The 7,385-nt window shown below is 51.0% G+C and carries 5 protein-coding genes; 3 read left to right on the top strand and 2 right to left on the bottom strand.

Annotated features, from left to right (window positions below; genetic code table 11):
* The 3 genes from PHU49_12105 to ade all read left to right on the top strand — a co-directional run.
* A partial coding sequence (locus tag PHU49_12105) for a class I tRNA ligase family protein (protein ID MDD5244750.1) occupies window positions 1-885 on the top strand: 885 nt, incomplete at its 5' end.
* Entirely contained in the window at window positions 886-1,446 is a 561-nt protein-coding gene (locus PHU49_12100; GenBank protein MDD5244749.1) for a 2-oxoacid:acceptor oxidoreductase family protein, read from the top strand.
* A 36-nt stretch (window positions 1,447-1,482) separates the two neighbouring features.
* On the top strand, window positions 1,483-3,123 hold the full coding sequence (ade, locus tag PHU49_12095) for an adenine deaminase (protein MDD5244748.1): 1,641 nt from the start codon (window positions 1,483-1,485) through the stop codon (window positions 3,121-3,123).
* Window positions 3,124-3,417: 294 nt separating this feature from the next.
* On the opposite strand, the gene PHU49_12090 is transcribed toward ade, so the two are convergent.
* Window positions 3,418-6,237 carry an FAD-linked oxidase C-terminal domain-containing protein gene (locus tag PHU49_12090; GenBank protein MDD5244747.1) on the bottom strand — a complete coding sequence of 940 codons (2,820 nt, stop codon included), beginning with the start codon at window positions 6,235-6,237 and terminating at the stop codon, window positions 3,418-3,420.
* A gap of 408 nt (window positions 6,238-6,645) precedes the next feature.
* Window positions 6,646-7,385, bottom strand: a 740-nt coding sequence (locus PHU49_12085; protein ID MDD5244746.1) for a radical SAM protein, incomplete at its 5' end; no start/stop codon positions are given.

Below are 7,385 nucleotides of genomic sequence, written 5' to 3'. Positions count from 1 at the left end.
GCATGGGACGCGCCCTTCGGAAGCGGAAGACCCGGCTGGCATATCGAATGTTCTGCTATGAGCACAAAATACCTCGGCAATCCTTTTGACATCCACGGCGGCGGCAAGGATCTTATATTCCCCCACCATGAAAACGAACGGGCCCAGACAGAGGCAGCAACGGGTACGATGTTCGTTAAATACTGGATGCATAACGGTTTCGTCAACATCGAAAGAGAAAAGATGTCCAAGTCCATCGGGAACACCCTGCTGATACGGGATTTCCTCGGTGAATACCATCCGGAGGTATTGCGGCTCTTCTTTCTGTCGACCCATTACAGAAGCCCTATTGATTACAATGAAAAATCGATCGAAGATACGAACAGCGCCCTTCACCGGCTTTACTACACCGTTGAGAGGGCCCTTGAGAAGACAAAGATGAACGATGTAAGCCCCCTGCCATATTCTGACGCCGATGTCCTTGAAAAGGAATTCTATGAAGCAATGGATGATGATTGCAACACGGCGCTCGCCCTTGCCAATGTCTTTGAGCTCTCCAGGATGGTCAACAAAATGGTTGACGAGGAGGATGAGAGCAGTATCCCTCATATTGCATATGTAAATAATCTTTTTCTGTCCCTGGCAAACCAGCTTGGCCTGTTGAACAATGACCTGGATACGTTTGAATCACAGGAAAAGATGCGGCATCTGACCCGTGAGGGCCTCCAATTATCTTCACTGGAAAAAACGATCGAAGAAAGAACAGAGGCAAGGAAGAACAAAGACTATCAGAAGGCGGATGAGATTCGGAAGATGCTCCTGGAGAAGGGAATTATCCTGCTCGATTCACAAAAAGGCACAGAATGGAGAGTAAAAAACATATCTGTAGTGAAAGGAGAAAAATAGATGATAGAGGTGAGATTACATGGAAGAGGAGGTCAGGGGGCGGTAACCTCTGCGGAACTGCTGGCCCAGGCAGCAATAGGAACAGGACAGTACGCGCAGGCATTCCCGAGTTTCGGACCTGAACGGAGAGGGGCGCCGGTGCAAGCATTCCTGAGGGTTTCGGACAATCCGATAAGGCTCCGGTCGAAGATATACAAACCGGATAACGTGATCATCCTTGACCCCACGTTGCTGGGGGCTGTAAATCCGGCAGAAGGTCTTAAGCAAAATGGATTTATCGTCATAAATTCGAATAAATCGGCAGAAGAGGTGAAAAAATTGTTCCCCGGCTGCAATATTGCCATCGTCGACGCATCCCATATTGCAAAGGAAGAACTTGGTGTGCCGATTACGAACACGACCATGCTCGGAGCGCTCATCAAAGCGACGAACATGGTGGCGCTGGATGCTCTGGAAGGGCCCGTCCGTGCACGTTTTGGCGTCATTGCCCAGAAGAACATCAACGCCTATATGCGGGCGTATAAAGAGACAAAGATCATAAAGGCAAAGCAAAGCAAATAAAGGCATACCCCATATACGCCTGCACGCAGAACCTTTATGAAACTTTCCGCCAATATCGTTGATGTCCTCAACGGCACCATCTTTCCGGGGACAATAGAAATAAAGGACGGGATTATCGCAAGCATCGTGAGGGATGACGGACGATATGATACATGTATCATGCCCGGCTTCATCGATGCGCACATGCACATTGAAAGCTCAATGCTTGTCCCCGCCGGGTTTGCCCGGCTGGCGGTGCGGCATGGTACCGTTGCCACGGTCTCAGATCCCCATGAGATCGCGAATGTGCTTGGTATTGAAGGCGTTTCCTATATGGTCGGGAATGGAAGGTCTGTTCCTTTCAAATTCTTTTTCGGGGCATCATCCTGCGTGCCTGCAACGCAGTTTGAAACAGCGGGCGCAGCGCTTGATCCAGATGCCGTGGAGACCTTGCTGCAAAAAAGTGAGATCAGGTATTTAAGCGAGATGATGAACTTCCCCGGCGTCATCAACGATGATCCGGATGTAATGGCAAAGATAGCGCTCGCAAAACAATACAAAAAGCCGATTGACGGCCATGCCCCGGGCTTGAGGGGAAAAGAGCTGGAGAAGTATATAAGCGCCGGAATATCGACCGATCACGAGTCCTTCACGTACGATGAAGGGAAAGAAAAGCTCTCCCTCGGCATGAACATTCTGGTCCGGGAAGGCACCGCGGCGAAAAATTTTGATGCCCTGAGCCCGCTTATCCCACAATACCCTTCACAGTGTATGTTCTGCAGCGATGACCTGCATCCTGACGACCTCGTCAGGGGGCATATCAATCTGCTTGTCAAAAGGGCCCTTGATATGGGTATCGATACGATGACGGTCCTGCGCTGCGCCTGCCTGAACCCTGTCCTGCATTACGGGCTCGACGTGGGCCTCCTCAGAACAGGCGATGATGCGGATTTTATTGAGGTAGACAACCTCCGGGACATGAACATACTGAAGACGTACATCAAAGGAAGGCTTGTTTCTGAAAAAGGGGAATCGCTGATACCGCACGGGACCTCTCCCCATGTCAACAATTTCAGCGCCGGGAAGAAAAGGGCCGATGAATTTACCGTGCTCAGCTCAGAGGGAAGGATCAATGTTATCGGGGCGATCAACGACCAGGTCATCACCGGCAGGATTCAGGCTCGGTTGCAGCCTTACAACGGGGTCATTACATCGGATATCGAACAGGACATACTCAAGCTGACCGTTGTGAACCGCTACAGGGACGCATTACCCGCTGTTGCCTTTGTCAGGAATTTCGGGTTGAAAAAGGGCGCGATCGCTGCATCCGTTGCCCATGATTCCCATAACATCATTGCTGTCGGGGTTACAGACGAAGATATATGCAACGCCGTGAACGCCGTCATCAGGAATAAGGGCGGCCTGTCAGTTGCGTACGACAACATCGCAGAGACGCTTCCGCTGCCCGTGGCGGGACTTATGACCGATGAGGATGGTTTTATGGTCGCGGAACAATATTCAAGGCTCAGTGGCCTTGCAAAACAACTCGGGTCATCTCTCCGCGCACCTTTCATGACCCTTTCATTTATGGCCCTGCTTGTTATACCGAGCCTCAAACTGAGCGACAGGGGGCTCTTCGACGGCGAGGCGTTTGCGTTCACGGACCTTAAGGCAGTGAAAAGTGAAAGACCCTCGTAATTCGTGAATCGTAATTCGTAATTAGATGAACCTTATAGAATGTGAGAAGTGGAAGGTGATGGGTGATAGGCCGTGCACTTTGTCATTGCGAGCGAAGCGTGGCAATCTCATTCAATTGATCATATTCTATGGGATCGCTGCGTCACTTCGCTTCTCGCACCTTGTGTTTTTCCACTTACGTCTCACGAATTACGAATTACGGTTGTCCTCGCCTCACGACTTACGGGTTTGCCGCTGACGGCTGCGTGCTGACAGCTATCTACTATCGATTGTTTTTATACTATCTACTATCTACTAACGACTATCGACTGTTTTTATTGTTTCAATGAATTTGTCGACGAGGTGGGGGTCGAACTGGGTTCCGGAAAATTTGCGCAATTCCGCAATCGCCTCCTGCTGTGACATCGCGCCCCTGTGAGGACGCGGACTCGTCATGGCGTCGTAGGCGCTTGCCAGCGCTATTATCCTGCTCTCCAGCGGGATCTTCTCGCCCTTTAAGCCAAGGGGATAGCCGTTTCCGTTCCACCACTCATGGTGCTTGAGAATGAGATCGGCAATATGGTTGAGCTCCGGCGCAGCCTGGGCGATGCGATGGCCTATATCAGTATGTTTCTGCACCTCAAGGAGTTCATCTGCGGTGAAACGATCCGGCTTGAAAAGGATATGCTCATGGATACCGGCGTTGCCTATATCGTGAAATTGTGCCAGGAGATGAAGGTCTTTAATACGCTCTTCCGGCAGATCGACAGCACCAGCCAGGGCAATGACCATTCTTTGAAAGCGTTCACACGCATCCTTGGTTATCAACCCCTTTGTCTCAACGGTGTTTATGAGATTCCGGATGATCGCATTCCGTGCACTCTGGCTGCTGTATAGTTTTTCTTTGTACATGTTGTTATCGGCTTCCCTGTAAAGTTCGGAGACGTTTTTTGTGTAGCCGCTCCGTACCGCGTATCCCGTTGAGATACTTAAAGGCAACTTTGGATTTGTTGTGTTATATGACGCAATAGCATTTTTGATCCTCGTGCAGATATTCTCTACCTTTGACTGGGGACTGTTGGGAAGGAGTATGGCGAATTCGTCGCCGCCTACCCTTGCAACAACGTCACTTTCACGGAAGGATTCCTTAATGACCCTTGATGCGGTCCGGATGAGCTCATCGCCCTGGTCATGCCCCAGCGTGTCGTTGACAAGCTTCAGCCCGTCGATATCACAGATAATGAGGCCAACGAGATCAAAGCGGCCGGTATCGATGCGGTGCATCTCCTCTTCAAAGTATGCGCGGTTGTAAAGGCCGGTGAGGACATCATGGAGACTGAGATATTTTAATTTTTCCTCTGTCTTTTTCAACTCCGTTATTTCCTTGGAGATTACCGTTACGTGTTTTGTCTGTTGTGTGAGAACGTCCTTTACAGGGCTCAGCGTCCTCAGGAAATAACGCTCTTCCTTGTTATTTTTATGTTCATACCGGTGAGAATTTCCTGTCTCAAAAACCCTCTCAACAACATTCCGGAACTCCCTGGCGTCCTCAAAGGTATGGAAATCCCCATATCTTTTCCCGATGACGGCGTCCTCGGGCAGGCCAAGCCCTGTCAGGACCTTTTCGTTGGCAAAAAGGTATCTGCAATCCGCATCGACCATATAGATGGCGTCATCGGTTGACTCCACGATTGAGCGGTATTTTACCTCGCTTGCACCAGTTTGATCTGTCGTGCCGGCGGTTTTGCCATTATCTGTAAATATCTTTCCTGGATTGAGGATGCCCTTGGGGTCAAATGCGCCTTTTATTCTTTTCATCAGCGCTATCTCCGCATCGCTCATCTGCAGGCCGAGATAGTCTTTAACGGTAATGCCGACGCCGTGCTCACCCGTCAAGCTGCCGCCCATCTCGACGGTCTTTTTATAGACCGTCTCCAGAATACTGTATGCCTCATCCAATTCGGCGAAGTTCCTCCGGCGGTGCATTATTGTTACATGGAGGTTCCCATCCCCTGCGTGTCCGAAGGTGGCGATCCTGATCGCCGGACTGTGCTCGATCTCCCCGATAGCTTTTACAAGAAAGGGCAGCTTGTAACGGGGTACCACCACATCTGCCTCGAGATGGTCTTTTTTCAGGGCCTTCAGCGCAGGGAGCGCCTCCCGCCGTATTATCCAGAAACGCTCGGCCTCCTCCTCGTTTCCCGCGAGCCGTGCCTCTATGACACCATCAAAGCTGTTGCACAATGAGAGGATCTCCTGCGCCTCGTCACTCACAGCGCCGTCGTGGTGACCATCCACTTCGATGAGAACCAGCGCGTCGGCTTCACGTTTCAGCGGTGTATTGATGTAATCGGCAATGGCATTGATCGTCATGTTGTCAACAAGCTCCATGGCGCAGGGTATGATGCCGGCCCTGAAGACCTGTACCACCAGATCCGCGGCGTGTACGAGGTTATTGAGATATAAGATTATGGTTTTTCTTACCTTTGGCCTCGGAAGGAGTTTGAAGGTGATCTTCGTAATGATCGCGAGGGTCCCCTCGGAACCGACAAGAAGGGCTGTCATATCATAGCCCGTAACGTTTTTAACGGTCTTGCGGCCAACCTGTATGACCTCGCCATCGGGAAGGACTGCCTCCAGGCCGAGGACATAATCCCGCGTTACGCCGTATTTTACAGCCCGTGTATAACCGGCGTTTTCAGCCACGTTTCCGCCCAGGGTGCTCTCAACAGTACTTGAAGGATCAGGTGGAAAAAAGAGGTTGTACTTCCGTAATTCCTGCTGGAAATCGCTGGAGATCACCCCTGGCTCTACCACCGCGAGCATATTCTTCTCGTCGATCTCGATGATCCTTTTGAACCGGAGCAGGGAAAGCACCGCCCCGCCCTTTAATGGTATCCCGCCTCCGGAGAGCCCCGTCCTGCCGCCCTGTGGTGTGACAGGGACGTCGAACTCACAGGCACGCTGCATGATCTTCGAGACCTCTTCGGTCGTTTCAGGCATAAGGACGACCTGGGGCATGGACTGTCTTTCCGTTGCATCATAGGAAAAATGCGAAAGTCCTTCCTTGTCGAGGATGATCTGATCGTCTTTTAAGAATGTCCGGAGGGCGTTGACAAATGTGTCACAATCCATCGCACAATTATACCACGCCGTTCTTGACTTTCAATGCTTTAATTGCCCGTGAAAGCATAAGGCTTCCTCTGCGCCCTCTGCGTCTCGAAGGAGCGCAGCGACTGGGCGTGAGAAAAAAGTCTTTTAATGCCTTGTCTCTCGCAGAGCCGCTGAGACCGCAGAGAAAGACAAGAAATATATCAGTGAGCAGTATCATGAGACTGCCTGATCCTGCTCACACTTCATGCATCTTCGATGCAGAAGTAAACTTAAACCGCAACGAACGAAGAGAGTGGGCGCGAGACAGGGCTTTCACGAATTTACGCGACAAGCAGCGCGTTTTTACGCCGAACGCCGAACGCATTGCGCCGAACGATTTTCTTTACATTTCGATATACGATATACGAATGACGATATACGATCTTGTTATTATGGCATTAATTTTGAACGTATGAGCCTGATGATTGTCTGTATCTCCTCTTCGGAGGCCGTGGAGACATTGATCTGATCCCCCTGGATGTATGGCTGGAGCGCGGCGACGATGTCCTGCGTCAGCCCCCCGTACTGGCCCATGAAGGAGCGGAGACGTGAAGAGAGGCTGAAGGCGAGTTTGCCTTTCGGGGAAAGGGCAAGATATTCATCGATGACCTTCAGCATCTTGTCCCTGTCCGCAGGTAAGCTCCCGCTCACATCCAGAAGGTTTGACGCGCTGTCGCTTACGATTGTCGTATCGGTCTTGATATTTTCAACGAGTGTCCTTATCTCCTGCACGACCTGCTCTTCTGTTGCCTCTTCGAATTCACCCTTCGCTGCAGCCTCTGCGAGACCTGTTCTCGGAAAGATCTCGAGGCTTCTGAGACGGATATAATCAGCCCTTGCCTCGGTAAGCACCCTCGCCGTATCCAGGGCGTGTTCTTGTGACCATCTCGCGCCGCCCAGTCCAGGCATTACATATACAGAAGCCGATATGCCCGCATCCTTTGTTTTCTGACATGTAATGATATGTTCTTCGCCGGTGACCCCCTTCTTCATGAACTCGAGCACCCTATCGTTCCCGCTTTCGATGCCGAAGTGAATACGGTCCAACCCTGCCGCCCTGAAGGCTTTCATTTCGTCCAGCCCTTTTTTAACTGCTGATCGCGTCCTGCCATAGACGGTGAAACGATTGA

Source organism: Syntrophorhabdaceae bacterium, assembly GCA_028713955.1.
In the GTDB taxonomy this organism is placed as follows: Bacteria; Desulfobacterota; Syntrophorhabdia; order Syntrophorhabdales; family Syntrophorhabdaceae; genus UBA5609.
Note: the sequence above shows the minus strand (reverse complement) of the source record. Positions and strands in the feature narration are given on the sequence as shown.